This is a genomic window from Eikenella sp. NML99-0057 (assembly GCF_001648535.1).
Lineage (GTDB): Bacteria > Pseudomonadota > Gammaproteobacteria > Burkholderiales > Neisseriaceae > Eikenella > Eikenella exigua.
Genome location: NZ_LXST01000003.1, coordinates 85679 through 101971, shown reverse-complemented (window position 1 = coordinate 101971; position 16293 = coordinate 85679). Strand labels below are relative to the sequence as shown.

Here is a 16293-nt window from a genome sequence, read left to right as displayed (position 1 = left end):
GTTTTATTAAATCATGTTACACTATGTTATAGAATAACATAGTGTAACTGGTGTAGCTATGAAGTTTTTTGTTTTTCTGTCAGTAGGTTTAGTTGTTTTTAATACTTACCCAACAACAGTTTGGGCTGAAGATGCAGTAGAGTTATCGGAGATTCATATCACGGGACGTAAAACCCCGCAATCGGGTGCCCGTTTGGATAGCGGTAGCAAGAGCGTGCTTTATAACTCAGATCTGCAATCTGTTCGAGCAATATCCTTGGGGCAGACGGTAGAAAAAATCAGTGGTGTTCACAACAACAGCTTCGGCCCCAATAACGGTTTGCCGCAAATCCGCAGCTTGACCGGATCGAGGGTATACCTGATGCAAAATGGTTTGGGTATATCGGATATGGCCGGTATCAGCGGCAATCTGCCCAGTGCGGTTGAGCCTTTCCTAGCTGATAAGATAACTGTACAGAAATCTTCTGCTGCCGTGTTGTATGGAGGGCATGCTGTTGGAGGGGCGGTTCAAGTGGAAACTGGGCAGATTCCCCAACAACTGCCGGAGAAAAATTTTGGCGGCAAGGGGGAAATCAGCGGGGGATACAATACTCCGACCACGCAGTTATTCAACCTTACCGGCAAAAGCGGGCAGATTGCCTGGCATATCGACGGGATGAATAACAAGATTTCATCCTACCGCGTACCGGGAGACAGTAAGGCTGCGATATGCCACAATCGGGCAGAAATCAATACCAATTATCCGCTGACTCTCTTGTGTCAAGTTTCGAGGAATTACGAGTATTTCTTCAATCAGGGGTTCTATAAATATGTAGATCGGAATTATCTACTCAGAGGTAAAGACTACTTAGACCAATACGAATTGGATATTTCCGATGTTTACCGTCGGGATAAGCCTTCTTACGGCAATTGGGTGGAAAATCCCGGATATGATCCATCTGTTACCGAAGGCAAAGGCAGACGGTTGAGAAGTATTGAAGATGTAACACCTAATGAACACGGCAAAATGGCCAATAGCCATATGCACCAACAATCTGTATCGGCCGGTGTCAGCTATATCGGTGCAGATGGATATATTGGGTTGGGGGTCAGCCGTTATCTGAACCGCTACGGGGTACCGGGCTATGCCTCCTTATCCACGCGAGCTGGTAGGAAGAATGCATTGTCACCAGTTAATATAGAAAGCAGCCAAGCCCGTTGGCTACTGGATGGGATGTATCGTTCGCAACAACCCTGGTTGGATAACGTCAGGTTTTCTTTTGCGCATATTGATGCGACAAACCGTGAGTTGCTCGGCAACCAATTTGCCGACAGCCTGAATAGCCAAAGCAACCAAGGAAGACTAGAGATAAATTACCGACCTATCCAATGGTGGCAGGGAGTGTTGGGCGGGGATTGGACACAACGCCGCACTAACGGTGAGGGGGTTGATCGTTATCTGCCGGACACAAAAACGACCGAATATGCGGTGTTTGCGTTGCAGAAGTTTAATTGGGGAAATTGGTCAACTGATATCGGTGCGCGGCATGGACGCACCCGTCAGCAAGCCATATTGGGCAATTACCAGCCTGGGCGCGGCTTAAATGAAGGTTATATCAAACAACATAATAATAAAATGTTTGAATTGAACAGCTATCAGGCAGCTTTAAAGTGGCAGCCTGCTGAAGGTTGGGAAACCGGTATCCGCTACAGCCGTTCGCAACGGGCGCCGGAAGTAAACGAGCTGTTTGCCAGTAACCGACACTACGCCATTTTAACCAATGAGCACGGCGATCCGCGTTTGCAGCCTGAAACGGCCAATACATGGGAATTCAGCCAACAAATTAGTTGGAGAAATAGCCGACTGAAGGTTAATTATTACCAAACCCGTTTCCAGGACTATATCTACTTGGGACAAACTGGCACAGATAAAGGGGATGGGCTGCCTTATAAAGAATGGCGGCAGGGAGATACCCGGATTAAAGGGATGGAATTAGAAGCATCCCATCATTTTCATTTAGATCGTTATGGTACTTTAGAAGCAAAAGTATTTGTAGATTGGGTAAAAAATAGTCCGGTTTTTACCGGTAAAAATGATTCCAATAGTTCTTCATGGGATGAATATGTGCGCCGTAAAAATGATGGTGATTATATGCCCGGACTACCAGCATCACGATACGGAGCAAGTTTAGTTTGGAGTAAAGGAAACTGGATGCTCAGCAGCAGTTTGACTCACTATTTACCACAAAAACATTTAGGGCGCGTCATCAACGAAGAAATCAGTTTGGGTGGGTATACTATTTGGGATATGTACCTGAATTACTCCCATCAATTGGGACAGTCCGCTCAAATGGAATGGTTTTTGGATGCCCGAAATCTGAGTAATACCGAAGCACGTCCGCATAACTCCACCTTGAAGTATTTGGCTCCGTTGCCGGGCAGATCGGTACGAACGGGAGTGCGGGTTTCTTTCTAACTAAGTATCCCATTATCTAAAATGACGGATTTACAGTAGTGTAAATCCGTCATTTTTTAATACCAATTGAATTGCCTACCAACAAACATAGCAGCCAGCTTGTCTACCTACCCTGTAGGTGTTGATCAAAATGGAAGGGGCAATGAGTTTGAACTCCCTGATATTAAGACCACATAAGCAGAAGCTGTTGGATATTTCTGGCCGTCATCTCATGCCCATCTTTGCCTGGAAGAGGAAACGAGCTGGGCCAGCAGCCTGAGCACTATTCCATCAATGCTTTATGTTCCGGTTTCCCATCGTTAATAAGTAACAGAGTATCAAATACTTTTTTATTGAGCAGTTCGCTGATTTTCTAACTGTATTCCAACATCTAAAAACATCACAGTAATCGCGTAACTCCAGCCCGTAGGTTTGCGAACAGATCAAACTCAAAAACCTGCAGGCTACCTGAAATTCCAAGAACTCCACCGGCTCCAAATTTTTCACCTCACCCACTCCCACATAAACGTGAACAGAATTTCATGCTTGCCCTTGGGCAGTTTATCAAACAGGCACAAAAACTCGCGCTGCTCTTCAGTATAGTTGTTGTATTCGGGCAAGGCTTCGGCCAGCACCTCTCGCACTGGCTCATACATGATGCCGGTCATTTCTCCTTTGCCAGTGGCCACCCATTCGAAGTTCACTTCCAATGCCTGAGCGATGCACGACAAGAACATGACGAGCTGAAAAGTATCGACCGCAGCCAGTCAGATGGAGACTATGTGTTGTTTGTTACCACCAATATTTGAGGAGGAATCGACATATTGTGATACTGCACAAAAGCAATGATAGGGGTAGGAATAACGAGAATAGCCAAGCAAGTTACCAAGAATTTGGGCGAGCAAATTCACCCTTCACAGATTTACAAGATTGTTGCCAGAAGCGAGAGCTAGGCTGAACACGAAAGATTTTTGGTAGTAGGATATGCATCCGTTGAGTTCATAGTATAGAAAGTACAGCGTGCCAAGATTTCAAGAGTTCAGTTAATTTTGGGCTTTGGAATAACAAAAAATAATGACTTTAGAACTTAACTTTGTTTCCAAAGTTAAGTTCTTCTTATTTATGTTTTATGTATTGTATCTGCTACAATTATCTGCTATTGCTTTATCGGAATTACTGAAACTGATACAAGATGGCTAATCACAAACAATACAGGAATACAACAAGGTAAGCCAACATAGTAGGAAGTAAAGTGCTTTGGCAAAAACCAATACATTACAACCCTTTTTGTTCAACCGCAATTAAAGGCTACCTGAAACTTTCAGGTAGCCTTTTTACCATCATTTTATGATTCATCCCATCACAATAGCTGCTCTCAGCTGTACTCAGCCAACTAATTATGCAAATGTTTCAATCCGTGCTGTCAGTTTCTCAGCACTCAAACCCAGGTCGTCCAGCAGGATAGTCGGGTCGCCGTGGCCAGTAACGATGTCTTCGATGCCCAGTAGCAACACGGGCAAGCGGCAGCCTTGTTTGGCCAGCACCTCCAACACCGCGCTGCCGGCTCCGCCTTGCACGGCGTTTTCTTCAATGCACACTAGCTGCTGATGGGTGGCAGCCAAATCGGCAATCAATTCTTCGTCCAGCGGTTTCACAAAGCGCATATCGGCCACAGTTAAATCCAGCTGTTCCGCTGCCTGCAACGCGGGCTGCACCATACTGCCGAAAGCCAACACAGCAGTTCCCCTGCCCTGCCGCCGCACCACGCCCTTGCCTACCGGCACGGTATCCAAGCTGCTGCCGATTACCGTACTGCCGCTGACACCGCGCGGGTAGCGCACGGCAGTGGGGCAATCCAACGCGTAGCAGGTAGAAAGTAGCAGGCGGCATTCTTCGCCGCTGCTGGGCGCAGCCAGCACCATATTCGGAATGCAGCGCAGGAAGCTCAAATCATAGGCACCGGCATGGGTAGGGCCGTCGGCGCCGACGATACCGGCACGGTCGATGGCAAACAATACTGGCAGGTTTTGCAATGCCACGTCGTGCACAAGTTGGTCGTAAGCGCGTTGCAGGAAAGTAGAGTAAATCGCCACCACGGGTTTGATGCCGCCACAGGCTAGGCCGGCAGCAAAGGTAACGGCGTGCTGCTCGGCAATACCGACGTCAAAATAGCGTTCGGGAAAGCGTCGCTCAAACTCCACCAACCCACTGCCTTCACGCATGGCGGGAGTGATGGCGGCCAATTTGCCATCTGCAGCGGCTTGGTCGCATATCCATTGGCCGAAAATCTGGGTGTAGCTCAAAGGGGCAGCGCCACCACTCACTGGGCCTTGGTCGGGATTAAATTTGCCCACGGCATGAAAACCGACCGGATCGTTTTCAGCCAGTTTGTAGCCCTGCCCTTTTTGCGTGAGCACATGCCAAAGCTGCGGGCCTTTGCGCTGTTTCATATCTTTGAGCACAGCCACCAGTTGCCGCACGTCGTGGCCGTCCACCGGGCCGGTGTAGGTGAAGCCGAAGTTGTCGAACAAGGAATCTGGACGGATGCGCGAGCCGTCGAGCACACTTTTCAGCCGCTGCTCCACTTTCTGCGCGATATGCAGCGCGCCGGGCAATTTGTCGAGCACTTTTTCGGATTTGTGTTTGATACTGCGCAAGGTGTCGCGCCAGTCTTTGGCCTGGCTGCCGGCAAGGTATTTGGGGAAAGCGCCCACGTTGGGGGAAATCGACATTTCGTTGTCGTTGAGGATAACCAGCAAATCGATGTCCATATCGCCCGCATTGTTCAGCGCTTCAAAAGCTTGGCCGGCGGTCATCGCGCCGTCGCCGATAACAGCCACGCTGCGGTTGGGGCTACCTGAAAGCTTGTCGGCCACCGCCATGCCTAATGCCGCACCGATGGAAGTGGAGGAGTGGCCAACACCGAAATCGTCGTATTCCGATTCGCTGCGCTTGGGGAAACCGGCCAAGCCGCCGTATTGGCGCATGGTGTGCATGCGATTGCGGCGGCCAGTGAGCACTTTGTGCGGATAGCTTTGGTGGCCTACGTCCCAAATTAAGTGGTCGTTAGGCGTATCGTACACATAATGCAATGCCACAGCCAGCTCCACTGCGCCCAGATTGCTAGCGAAATGGCCACCGGTTTTGCTGATGCTGTCGAGCAAAAAGGTACGCAATTCAGCAGCCAGCTGCGGCAACTGGTCTTCACGCAAACGGCGCAAATCCTGCGGGTAGTCGATGGTATCGAGAAGCGGCGTGGTAGTCATGGTGTGGCGATTCCCTATTGATCGGGATAAATAAAGCCGGATTATATAGCCATTCTGCCCGGCACAGCAGGCAAATTGGCATCAGCATGCCAATCCTTGCTATGATGACACTTTCCCACCCGGCACACTGCCATGACCGACACCGCCCAAATCGTTACCAGCTACGGCCGCCGCTTTATTGTACGCACCACCGGCGGCCACACCTTCGAGGCCACCACCCGCAAAAAGCGGGTAGACTTCGCCTGCGGCGACCAAGTACACATCACGCCGCTGAATGCCGAGCAAGCGGTGATTGAAGATTTCCTGCCGCGCCGCAGCCTGCTCTTCCGCCAAGATGCTTGGAAAACCAAGCTGATTGCCGCTAATGTGAGTCAACTGCTGATTGTGCTGGCTGCTGTGCCTACACCCAGCGAGCTGCTGTTACAACGCGCCCTGCTGGCGGCAGAAGCAGCTGATATCGGCGCAGTGATTGTGTTGAACAAAACCGATTTGCCGGAAACAGGACAATGGCGCAGCAAACTAGAGTTTTATGAAGGCCTGGGCTACCCCGTGCTGCCCGTTAGCGCCATGCAAGATGCCGCCGCCCTGCTGCCAGTGTTGAATGGGCACACCAGCATCCTGCTTGGCCAAAGCGGTATGGGCAAATCTACCCTGATTAATGCCCTGCTCGGCCAAAGCATCGCCCACACCAACGAAATCTCCAGCGCCCTCGACTCCGGCAAACACACCACCACCCACGCCCAGCTCTACGACCTAAACGAAACCGCCCACATCATCGATTCCCCCGGCCTGCAGGAATTCGGCCTGCACCATCTTCAGGTAGCCTCCCTGCCCCACTATTTCCCCGATATGCGCGACTTCATCGGCCAATGCCGGTTCCACAACTGCAGCCACCGCCAAGAACCTGGCTGCGCGATCAAAGCCACTGCAGAAGCCGGCCATATCCGTGCCAACCGCTTACAGCTTCTGCAACAGCTGACCGATGAACTATCCACAAAAAAGTGGTAAACCTCTGAGGCCGCCTACCGACATTACTGCATTTACATAGCCCTGCATATCTTTACCCTCCTGAACCTTGCACAATCAGAATAGATAATTTACCATTTTTACAAAAGCAATCTATCAGATAATAAAAATTCTGTTTGCACTAGAAAATAACAGCTTTAACGAGAGTAAATTATGACAAAAAAAACCACCAACTACGTTGTAACCATTGCTGATGCCATCAACAGCAACCAAAACCGCCAGGTCTTGTTGCAGCTGCCACGCGAGGAAGTGCGCTATCTGAACCAGGCCGAATTTAAAAAATTCGTGGCCGACAAATGCCAAGTAAGCGCGTTTAAAATTCATTCTATTGAGCGTTTTTACAAATAAGCTCTTGCTGAAATAGCTTCAGCTATTCAGCCATATATAGCAAAACCGCTCCGGTATTACACCGGAGCGGTTTTTATATGAGGTGGCGAGCCGGAGCCCCGGCACTGCTGAATTCAGGGTGGGCTGCTTGCTTCCGCACCTGACCCCTTGTCCCAAACCTGCATGCGGGGAGACCCGCCGTAGAAAGTGCGAATTATACGGAGCCGAATGCGTTTTGCCAAGACGGCACCATTTTCAGGTAGCCTCAACTGGTACAGCTGATGGGTGCAAGCTCAGCTGCTACAGTGTTTCAGGTAGCCTGGTATTGCCTGCCCTCACGAAGATAAAATTCACCTACTTGCTCAACATTCCTAAAAAGGCTACCTGAAAGCCTAATCCAGCTTTCAGGTAGCCTTTTGTATAAATCAACAACTCAATTACTGTCGGAAACCTTCCAACACCTTAACACGGAATATCGGAAACTCATCCAGCTCGTCCAACACAAACAACTGGGCATCATGTTCTTTTTCAAACCCTTTTTCGAATTTTTCCAACAATATGGTGCGGGCGTTGCTAACATCGTATTTTTTGGTGATTTTCAAACGCACCGCCCATTGGCGGCGTGCCGGGTCTTCGATAATCATCATCAGGCATTGCAGCTCGAAGTCACCCTTGTCGTCGTTGCCGAAAAATTTGTCTGAAAAATTGCGCAACATACTGCTTTCCCCCTTGACATTACAAAATGTCTAAAAAATTTAACTTGATTATACGTTTTGCCCACAGGCGATACCATTGCCTGTGGGCGCGATATATTTGACTTAAATCAAACAAATGGCGAATTAGGTATGTTTAAACAATCTCCCCGTTAATATAGGCAACAGGCTGAATTATAAAACCAAATATATCATTTGACCCTCGCGATAAGACACCAAACCACCCAACAGGTTCGGCAGGTAGGAAATACGCTGGCTGCCAACTGTCACCGCGCGTTCCAGTACGTGGATGCGGTTTCTCGCGCACAGGTGATCGAAATAGCCCAGGATGCACCAATGGATGTTCGGCGTGTCGTACCAATCACTAAAACATACCCTTGCTCACGAGCATATGTGCCCACCGAAGGTTACCTGAAAACGGTTGTGCCAGTAGTCGAAATCGGCGGCGGGGTCGAAATAGTCCAGCGCCTTGGTCATAAGCAGATAAGTGTTGGCATTGAAGCGGTCAGCGAATTTGTCGCCCTGGTAGCGCAGGTAGCTTTCCACCTCAAATTCAATGCTGTAGCCGTATTGCAGCTTACCGCTCCTCATCTGACGGCCGAATTTTTTGCCCAGCCCGTCTTCAGCCAGATAAGTAATGTGCCCCATCATGCGAGCAATCTTCAGGCCGCGCCGGGGCACGGCTTGGCGACTGGAGTAGTGGCCTTCGTGGAAGTCGGGATCGGTGAGGATAGCCTGGCGGGCCATGTCGTTAAACACGATGTTTTGGGTGGACAATTTAGGCGCAGAGGCAATCACCGGCACGTGACGCACACGTTCGGGGAAGTCGGTTGCCCATTGCAAGGTCTGTATACTGCCGAGACTGCCGCCCCTTGATGCCGAAATGGTCGGCCAGCATGGCTTGCGAGCGCACCCGGGCTTTTACGATAACCATCGGAGAATCCGAGCCGTAAGGTTTGCCTGTGGCGGGGTTGATGCTCAACGGGCCGCTGCTGCCCAGGTTATTGGGCCCGACCACAAAAAAGCTTGGTATCCACCGGTTTATTGTGGCCGACCATGTTGCCTCATCAACCGGAGTGTTCGTCGTCCGGATGGTGGCGGCAAGCCACGTGGTGCATGCCGGAAAGGGCATGTCAAATCAGGATGGCGTTGGATTTATCGGCATTGAGCGTGCCATAGGTTTCGGTAATCAAATCAAAACGCAGCAGCGTGTCGACGTTTTGCAGGGCAAAGGGCTGTTCGAATGCAATGGTTTGCGGGGTAACGATGCCCACGAAAGCGGGTGGGTTCATAGATAGAAATTGGCGTGATTAATTTATGTGGATTATAGCGGATGAGGCGGGGAAATTCATGATGGGCAACGGAGAAGGCTACCTGAAACTGCATTGGAGCTGCTCTGCTGCTTTTTCAGGTAGCCTCTTGCCCCAAACAAACAGGCTACCTGAACATATTTTCAGGTAGCCTGTTACATCATTCAAATCAAGTTATAGCAGATTACATTTAAACCGATACCGCGTTGGCTCGCCTGACTGTACGCGCGTACTGCCTGCGGCTCGCCGCCTTTCCTCGATTTAAATTGCATTCACTATATTACTTCGCCACCACTTGGTTCAGCTCGCCTTTGGCATAACGGGTGGCCATTTTTTCTAGCGAAATCGGTTTGATTTTGCTGGCCATGCCTTCGCAGCCGAAGGCCTGATAACGGGCCAGGCAGATGCCTTTCATGGCTTCGATGGTTTTGGCCAGGTATTTGCGCGGGTCGAATTCGGCAGGGTTTTCGGCTAAGAATTTGCGGATTGCCCCTGTGCTGGCCAAGCGCAGGTCAGTGTCGATATTCACTTTGCGCACGCCGTGTTTGATGCCTTCCACAATTTCTTCCACCGGTACGCCGTAGGTTTCGCCGATGCCGCCGCCGTGCTCGTTAATCACTTTCAGCCATTCCTGCGGCACCGAGCTGGAGCCGTGCATCACGATATGCGTGTTCGGCAGGGCTGCGTGGATTTCTTTGATGCGGTCGATGCGCAATACGTCGCCTGTGGGCGGACGGGTGAATTTGTATGCACCGTGGCTGGTGCCCACGGCAATCGCCAGTGCGTCCACGCCGGTGTCGTTCACGAAGCGCACGGCATCTTCTACACTGGTGAGCATTTGGTCGTGGCTCAATTTGCCCACCGCGCCCACGCCGTCTTCTTCGCCCGCTTCGCCGGTTTCCAAGTTGCCCAACACGCCGATTTCGCCTTCCACCGACACGCCGCAGGCATGGGAGAAGTTCACCACGGTGCGGGTAACGTCCACGTTGTATTCGTAGGAAGACGGGGTTTTGCCGTCGGCCAGGAGCGAGCCGTCCATCATTACGGAGGAGAAGCCCAGCTGGATAGAGCGCTGGCAAACATCGGGCGAGGCACCGTGGTCTTGGTGCATCACCACGGGAATATGCGGAAACTCTTCCACTGCCGCCAAAATCAGGTGGCGCAAGAAGGGGGCGCCGGCATATTTGCGCGCGCCGGCGGAAGCCTGCACGATAACGGGCGCGTTCACTTGGTCGGCCGCTTCCATGATGGCGCGCATCTGCTCCAAGTTGTTCACATTAAAAGCGGGCAGGCCGTAGCCGTGTTCGGCGGCGTGGTCTAAAAGCTGGCGCATGGATACCAGAGCCATAGCAATCTCCTGAATGATAATTGGTTGTGAAAATCAGTGGGATTATAGCAGCAAACCGTCCCGATGGCGGGAGTGTGAGTTCCACCAATTCAAATTGGGCATGGCAGCAGGCCGTAGCGGCAAGTATGGCACGGCGGGCAAAGAAGTAGAATGCTCATTTGAAGCAGCTATATAATTCGGTTTTTTATTTTTCAGGTAGCCTCATGCCGCCCTCCCAGCCCGTTTGGCTGTTCGACCTAGACGATACCCTGCACCGCGCCGATGCGGGCATTTTCCGCCTCATCAACCGCCGCATGACCGAATTCATGGCACGCGAACTGAGCCTGAGCCTGCCCGAAGCCTCCGACTTGCGCGAGCACTATTGGCAACTCTACGGCGCCACGCTCGGCGGTTTGCAGCAGCACCATCCGCAGGTTTGCCCCGCCGAATTCCTGCGCCAAAGTCATCATCTGCCCGAACTCATCGCCGCCTTGCAGCCGATGCCGCACATCGATACCGCGCTCGCCGCCCTACCCGGCCGCAAAGCCGTGTTTTCCAACGGCCCTGCATTTTATGTGCACGCCCTAATCGAAGCCATGCAGCTGGACAGCCATTTTGAAGCCCTATTCGGCGTGGACGACCTTGCCCTGCACTACAAGCCGCAGCCGCAGGCCTTCCACATGGTGTGCGCCGCGCTGGCCGTGCCGCCGCAGCAATGCGTGCTGGTGGACGACAGCCCGGCCAATCTGCAAGCGGCCAAAGCTTTGGGCATGCGCACGGTGTGGTTCGGCAGCCGTGCCCAGCCGCAGCCATGTGCCGACCATATCGCCCGCAATATGTGCGAGCTGCAGGCTCTAGCTGGAAAAATCATGTAAAATCTGGCTCTTGCATTCCAATACTGGATTTCAGGTAGCCTCTTGGCCATAATCGAATAACAAGAAAGAACACCCCATGCAACACACCGATTCTGCCGATACCCAACACGAATATTTTGCCGACCGCCCCGGCTTCCCCGCCAAAACCATCGTGGCCACGCTCTTTATCGGCGCCTTCTTCGGCTACCTGAACGACACCCTGCTCAACGTGGCGCTCACGCCCATCATGCGCGATTTCCACATCGATAAAACCACCGCCCAATGGCTCACCACCGGCTTTCTTCTGGTGATGGGCGCATTCACGCCGATTACCGCCGGCGTCATCCAATGGTTTGAAACCCGCAAAATGGTGCTCATCACCCAAGCCACCTTCCTCGCCGGCTCGCTGATTTGCGCCCTCGCGCCCAATTTCGGCGTGCTGCTGGCCGGGCGCATGGTGCAGGCCATATCCGCCGCCTTCGTGGGCACCACCAACATCGGCGAACACCTCTCCAGCGGCAGCAGCCCGCAGCAAGCCATGCTCAACGGCATCCACCTGAATATGAGCTTCGCCCTCGCCGTCGGCATCCTCACCATCGTCTGTGCCTACCGGCTCAAGCCGCACGGCAAAAGCAGCGATTAGAATTTATGTCCGACAAAGCAAAAGGCTACCTGAACTTTCAGGTAGCCTTTTACCCATTACATCATCACTCCGACACACATCCTTCGCCACGGCACGGCGGGCACGACTGCCGCTCGTGGTAGCTGGCTGCCAAAGCCAGCATAGCGGTTTCCACAGCCGCCGCATCTGCCTGCGCGGGGATTTGCGCCACAAAATAATTCACCGAACGGCTGCCCGGCAGATAGGCCACCAGCTCCTGCCCGCCGTTGCTGTAACCGGTAAAACGCCACAGTTCGCCGCTCACCCCGTCGCGGGCACGGATACGGCGCAATATGGCTGGCCGTATGCGCTCATTCGATTGGGCATATTGCGCCACCACATCATTCACCTGCCCGCGCACGGCTGCAGTAAAGCTCTCGTGCGGCTTGCGGCCGATGCTGCCCGCATAAATCATCACCCGCGCCGCACGCAACTTGCCATCTTGCGGCAGAAACACCATCGGCACGCCCTTATCGGCCAGCAACCGGTTATCCTGCGTCCAGCCTGCTGGTGCGTGGAAACCATAACAATGGTTTGCCCCATACGCATAGCCCGTGTCCCATGCTGGAGCAGCATATGCCCCACTTATCGCCGCACAAATGGCCAACATCAAACCCAAACGCTTCATGATTTTCTCCCATTGCTTGAACGGCACGATTGCCTCCCGCTACTCTACCATTAAGCCGATATACTGGCCAATCTTTCAGGTAGCCTCAACACCGACAACCACCCCACGCCGACCAAAGGCTACCTGAAAACTCAACGGACACACAGCTATCCCCAACTCCCTACCTCCCTCAAAGCCTAAAAACCAACAGCCAGCCCCGGCTGTTCGCGTTATAATTGGCAACAAAAGCAACACCAGTCTCACAACAGAAAAAGGATAAAGTCATGCGCCCCGCCGTTCTACTGCTCGCCCTCATCGCCCTTTCCGCCTGCACTTGGGAGACCTACCAAGACCAACAAGGCAAAACCGGCCTGCGCCAGCGTTATGCCCCAGGCACGCCCGTGGTATACCAAGACGGCACCTTCGCCCGCGACCAACGCTACAACGAATACCGCCCCGTGCCCGTGCCTGTTACCCGCGAACAACACCAACACAGCGTGCCGCGCACCACCTGGAGCGGCGACAGCGTGCCCGAAGCACCAAGCGGCCATTAATATCGGCAGTTTGAATCCTCTTTTTTCAGGTAGCCCCAAGCAGGCTACCTGAAAACCATCATTTCAAAGAAATCGTTTCTAGAAAGCCCACTCATGCACCAGCCCCTCCATATCGTCATCCTCGCCGCCGGCAAAGGCACGCGCATGTATTCCGCCCTGCCCAAAGTGCTGCACCGCATCGGCGGCAAAACTATGCTTGAGCGCGTTATCGACACCGCGCAAAGCCTCAGCCCGCAAAGCATCAACGTGGTGATCGGCCACGGCAAAGAGCAGGTGCGTGAACAAGTGCAGCGCAAAGGCATCCGTTGGGTGGAGCAAACAGAACAGCTCGGCACCGGCCACGCCGTGCAAACCGCCCTGCCGCACCTCGGCAGCACGGGCCGCACCCTCGTGCTCTATGGCGACGTTCCGCTGATTAACCACGCCACCCTGGAAGAGCTGCTGCAAGCCGCCGGCAGCGAAATCGGCCTGCTCACCGACATCCCGCCCAACCCCTTCGGGCTGGGCCGCATCATCCGCGAGGCCAACGGCCAAGTAGCGGCCATTGTGGAAGAAAAAGACGCCTCTCCAGAGCAAAAAGCCATCCGCGAAACCAACACCGGCATTTTCGTTTTGCCCAACGCACACCTTGCCCGCTGGCTGGGCAGCCTCTCCAGCAACAATGCTCAAGGCGAATACTACCTCACCGACGTCATCGCCCTTGCCCGCGCCGATGGCGTGGCCGTGCATCCCGTTCAGGTAGCCTCCTCCTACCTTGCCGCCGGGGTGAACAATAAAATCCAGCTCGCCGAACTCGAGCGCATCTTCCAACGCGAACAGACGCAAAGCCTGCTCCAAGCCGGCCTCACCCTGCGCGACCCGGCCCGCTTCGACCTGCGCGGCAGCCTTCAGCACGGCCAAGACGTGGTGATTGATGTGAACGTGGTGCTGGGAGGCGAAAACCAATTCGGCAACAACGTATCCATCGGCGCCAACTGCGTGATTAAAAACGCTGTCATCGGCGACAACACGGTTATCGAGCCCTTCTCGCACCTCGAAAACTGCCGCATCGGCAGCAGCGCCCGCATCGGCCCCTTCGCCCGCCTGCGCCCCAATGCCGATTTGGCCGACGAAGTGCACATCGGCAACTTCGTGGAAGTGAAAAACAGCACCATCGGCCGCGGCAGCAAAGCCAACCACCTCACCTACCTCGGCGACGCGCAAATCGGCAGCCGCAGCAACATCGGCGCCGGCACCATCACCTGCAACTACGATGGAGTACACAAACACCAAACCGTTATCGGCGACGAAGTGCGCATCGGCTCCGGCAACATGCTGGTTGCCCCGCTCACCATCGGCCACCGCGCCACCACCGGCGCCGGCAGCACGCTCACCCGCAACTGCCCCGAAGGTGAACTCACCCTCACCCGCGCTCGTCAAACCACCATATCTGGCTGGATACGGCCGGAAAAAGAGAAAAAATAAGCCGAAGCATAAAGCTTCGGTGACATCAGGCTACCTGAAAAATTTGGTCCACATAATCAAACCATTTTGAATTTTCAGGTAGCCTTCCTGCGTACTAATCAGGCGACCTAGAATCTGTTTGGTCATGGCTCAGCAAAACCGGAGCTACTTTTACTTATCTTGCAGCCTACCCTTATCTATTTCATACCCCAAAAAAAACCAGCCCCGCCATCTGAAACGGCGGGGCTGTGTTGTGATTCCGGTTTACATATGCTGCGTGAAGGTGCGGGTAATCACATCGCGTTGCTGCTCGGGCGTGAGGGAATTGAAGCGCACGGCATAGCCGGATACGCGGATGGTGAGCTGCGGGTATTTATCGGGGTTGGCGGCTGCGTCTTCCAGCATTTCGCGGCTCATCACGTTTACGTTCAGGTGCTGACCACCTTCCACTTTCGGACGCATATAGCTGTCTACGGCCACTTCTTGGTAGCTCACATCGCCCAAATCGCTCAGGGCAACGATTTGGTCGGCAGCGAAATGCTCGTCCTTGCTGCACAGGCAACGCGCCTGCTGGGTTTCGTCGTCCAACAGCCAGAAAGAGTGCACCAAGGCGGGGTGTTGGGCTGATTGGGTAATTTGAATACCTTTAATCATAATGATTCATCTCCAAGAGTTGTGTTGTAAAGCTATGGTTTTAAAATAATTCCGCATTGCCAGGCAATACGGCACGAAAACGGTTAAACGCAGCAGCGGCCAAAGCGCAGTTTTTGGTTTAACAGGGCGTGGTAGCACAGCTGTTTCACCACGAGTACGGAGGTATTATCCTCCAAAGCCACGAGGGCATGGGTTTCCTGCGGTTCAAGCCGCGCTAGGGTCATCGGCTGCAAATCAATCTGCCCCTGCTCGGTTTTCAGGCATACCGCGCCAGAGAGGACGGTGATGGTAATAATGGCTTCAGCCGAATAGGGTGGCACTTCATTGCCTTTTTGCAGGTTGAGCTGCACGATTTGCTGGTCAGCATCCTCCGCAATAACGCCGCCTACGGGTTGGTTGGGGTTGAGTTGATAGCCTCGCATGGTGTTTTTCCTGAAAACCGAATGCTGCCAATGCCAGGTTGGCACTACAATAGGGCCATTGGGATACGACAACCATTCGGTTTTAAATTAAATTCGGCAAAAAACGCGCCGACGGCCAGACTGAAACGGCACAGGGCGAAAGGATGTGGGCAATTATTCCAAACCTGCCGCCCTATTCTGCTATTTTACAGATTTTACTGGCTTGCCTCAATTACCGACCGCTCCAAAATCCGCGTGGCGGATGCGATTGGCTAAAAAACCACACAAGACAAAAGGCTACATGAAATTTCAAGTAGCTTGTTTATGACTGCAACCCGCTATTTGACCTGTTGGCGTTCGCCACCCGCCGTTTGGTTATCCAAATCATGAGACAACAACTTGGACGCTTATAGAATTCCTATTCCCAAATCAGCTCTTCGGCTTTCACCATGTCGATAACGTAGCGGCAGCCGGCGAAGGCCATATCGTGGTGGCAGGTGGTTACACCCACCCACACCGCCATGCCACCCACTTCCAGCCACCTGTAGTGGTACACGCACACGGCTGCTTCCAAGCCAAAGCAGCGTTTGGCCTCTTCAATCACAGCCTGCCCTTGGCAGCACGCCAATTCTTCATACACGCCGTACACCAAATAATTCACGCGCTGCCCATCGTTTTGACGGCGTATCCAGTCTTCGAAGCTGAGGAAAGCGCCG

16 protein-coding genes, 1 other RNA gene and 2 pseudogenes are annotated in these 16293 nt (G+C 53.0%); 8 read left to right on the top strand and 11 right to left on the bottom strand.

Annotated features, from left to right (window positions below; translation table 11 throughout):
* The first annotated feature begins 58 nt into the window (after positions 1 to 58).
* Positions 59 to 2455: a TonB-dependent receptor gene (locus A7Q03_RS05400; RefSeq protein ID WP_067448005.1), complete on the top strand. Its 2397-nt coding sequence runs from the start codon at positions 59 to 61 to the stop codon at positions 2453 to 2455.
* Positions 2456 to 2937: 482 nt separating this feature from the next.
* Here A7Q03_RS05400 and A7Q03_RS05395 read toward each other — a convergent pair whose 3' ends face one another.
* The gene (locus tag A7Q03_RS05395; RefSeq protein ID WP_067448002.1) at positions 2938 to 3138 is read right to left on the bottom strand and encodes a hypothetical protein; all 201 of its coding nucleotides are present in this window, start codon (positions 3136 to 3138) and stop codon (positions 2938 to 2940) included.
* 693 nt (positions 3139 to 3831) lie between these two features.
* On the bottom strand, positions 3832 to 5700 hold the full coding sequence (gene dxs / locus A7Q03_RS05390) for a 1-deoxy-D-xylulose-5-phosphate synthase (protein WP_067448000.1): 1869 nt from the start codon (positions 5698 to 5700) through the stop codon (positions 3832 to 3834).
* 132 nt (positions 5701 to 5832) lie between these two features.
* On the opposite strand from dxs, the gene rsgA reads away from it, so the two are divergent.
* Positions 5833 to 6708 (top strand): ribosome small subunit-dependent GTPase A, encoded by an 876-nt coding sequence (rsgA, locus tag A7Q03_RS05385; protein ID WP_067447998.1) that lies wholly within the window; start codon positions 5833 to 5835, stop codon positions 6706 to 6708.
* A 171-nt stretch (positions 6709 to 6879) separates the two neighbouring features.
* Positions 6880 to 7074: a hypothetical protein gene (locus A7Q03_RS05380; protein WP_067440952.1), complete on the top strand. Its 195-nt coding sequence runs from the start codon at positions 6880 to 6882 to the stop codon at positions 7072 to 7074.
* Positions 7075 to 7155: 81 nt separating this feature from the next.
* Here A7Q03_RS05380 and ffs read toward each other — a convergent pair.
* The 4 genes and pseudogenes from ffs to A7Q03_RS05365 form a co-directional block, all read right to left on the bottom strand.
* Positions 7156 to 7253, bottom strand: an RNA gene (ffs, locus tag A7Q03_RS05375) — signal recognition particle sRNA small type.
* A gap of 237 nt (positions 7254 to 7490) precedes the next feature.
* Positions 7491 to 7769: a hypothetical protein gene (locus A7Q03_RS05370; protein WP_067440955.1), complete on the bottom strand. Its 279-nt coding sequence runs from the start codon at positions 7767 to 7769 to the stop codon at positions 7491 to 7493.
* Positions 7770 to 7940: 171 nt separating this feature from the next.
* Positions 7941 to 8117: pseudogene (locus tag A7Q03_RS09800) on the bottom strand (hypothetical protein); the annotation flags it as partial.
* Between the two features lie 84 nt (positions 8118 to 8201).
* A pseudogene (locus A7Q03_RS05365) lies at positions 8202 to 9058 on the bottom strand (homoserine O-acetyltransferase); the annotation flags it as partial.
* Between the two features lie 25 nt (positions 9059 to 9083).
* Here A7Q03_RS05365 and A7Q03_RS10140 point away from each other — a divergent pair.
* The gene (locus tag A7Q03_RS10140; protein WP_153705560.1) at positions 9084 to 9227 is read left to right on the top strand and encodes a hypothetical protein; all 144 of its coding nucleotides are present in this window, start codon (positions 9084 to 9086) and stop codon (positions 9225 to 9227) included.
* A gap of 129 nt (positions 9228 to 9356) precedes the next feature.
* Here the strand turns inward: A7Q03_RS10140 and fba are convergent, their stop codons facing one another.
* A complete protein-coding gene (gene fba, locus A7Q03_RS05360) occupies positions 9357 to 10424 on the bottom strand; it encodes a class II fructose-bisphosphate aldolase (RefSeq protein WP_003824241.1) in 1068 nt (355 codons plus the stop codon).
* Between the two features lie 203 nt (positions 10425 to 10627).
* Between fba and A7Q03_RS05355 the strand changes: the two genes are divergently transcribed.
* Positions 10628 to 11278, top strand: a complete 651-nt coding sequence (locus tag A7Q03_RS05355) for a pyrimidine 5'-nucleotidase (protein ID WP_067447996.1) — start codon at positions 10628 to 10630, stop codon at positions 11276 to 11278.
* Positions 11279 to 11354: 76 nt separating this feature from the next.
* Positions 11355 to 11900 (top strand): MFS transporter, encoded by a 546-nt coding sequence (locus tag A7Q03_RS05350; RefSeq protein WP_067447994.1) that lies wholly within the window; start codon positions 11355 to 11357, stop codon positions 11898 to 11900.
* A gap of 64 nt (positions 11901 to 11964) precedes the next feature.
* On the opposite strand, the gene A7Q03_RS05345 is transcribed toward A7Q03_RS05350, so the two are convergent.
* On the bottom strand, positions 11965 to 12573 hold the full coding sequence (locus A7Q03_RS05345; protein ID WP_153705561.1) for a hypothetical protein: 609 nt from the start codon (positions 12571 to 12573) through the stop codon (positions 11965 to 11967).
* Between the two features lie 236 nt (positions 12574 to 12809).
* Here A7Q03_RS05345 and A7Q03_RS05340 point away from each other — a divergent pair, with 236 nt between their 5' ends.
* Both A7Q03_RS05340 and glmU read left to right on the top strand, forming a co-directional pair.
* Positions 12810 to 13079, top strand: a complete 270-nt coding sequence (locus A7Q03_RS05340; protein ID WP_067447990.1) for a hypothetical protein — start codon at positions 12810 to 12812, stop codon at positions 13077 to 13079.
* 93 nt (positions 13080 to 13172) lie between these two features.
* Positions 13173 to 14543, top strand: a complete 1371-nt coding sequence (gene glmU, locus A7Q03_RS05335; protein ID WP_067447988.1) for a bifunctional UDP-N-acetylglucosamine diphosphorylase/glucosamine-1-phosphate N-acetyltransferase GlmU — start codon at positions 13173 to 13175, stop codon at positions 14541 to 14543.
* Between the two features lie 243 nt (positions 14544 to 14786).
* On the opposite strand, the gene grcA is transcribed toward glmU, so the two are convergent.
* From grcA to A7Q03_RS05320, 3 genes are all read right to left on the bottom strand, one after another.
* Positions 14787 to 15176 carry an autonomous glycyl radical cofactor GrcA gene (gene grcA, locus A7Q03_RS05330; RefSeq protein WP_049257642.1) on the bottom strand — a complete coding sequence of 130 codons (390 nt, stop codon included), beginning with the start codon at positions 15174 to 15176 and terminating at the stop codon, positions 14787 to 14789.
* An 83-nt stretch (positions 15177 to 15259) separates the two neighbouring features.
* Entirely contained in the window at positions 15260 to 15598 is a 339-nt protein-coding gene (locus tag A7Q03_RS05325) for a hypothetical protein (protein WP_067440978.1), read from the bottom strand.
* A 397-nt stretch (positions 15599 to 15995) separates the two neighbouring features.
* Positions 15996 to 16265, bottom strand: a complete 270-nt coding sequence (locus A7Q03_RS05320; RefSeq protein ID WP_231866529.1) for a molybdenum cofactor biosynthesis protein MoaE — start codon at positions 16263 to 16265, stop codon at positions 15996 to 15998.
* Between the last annotated feature and the right edge of the window lie 28 nt (positions 16266 to 16293).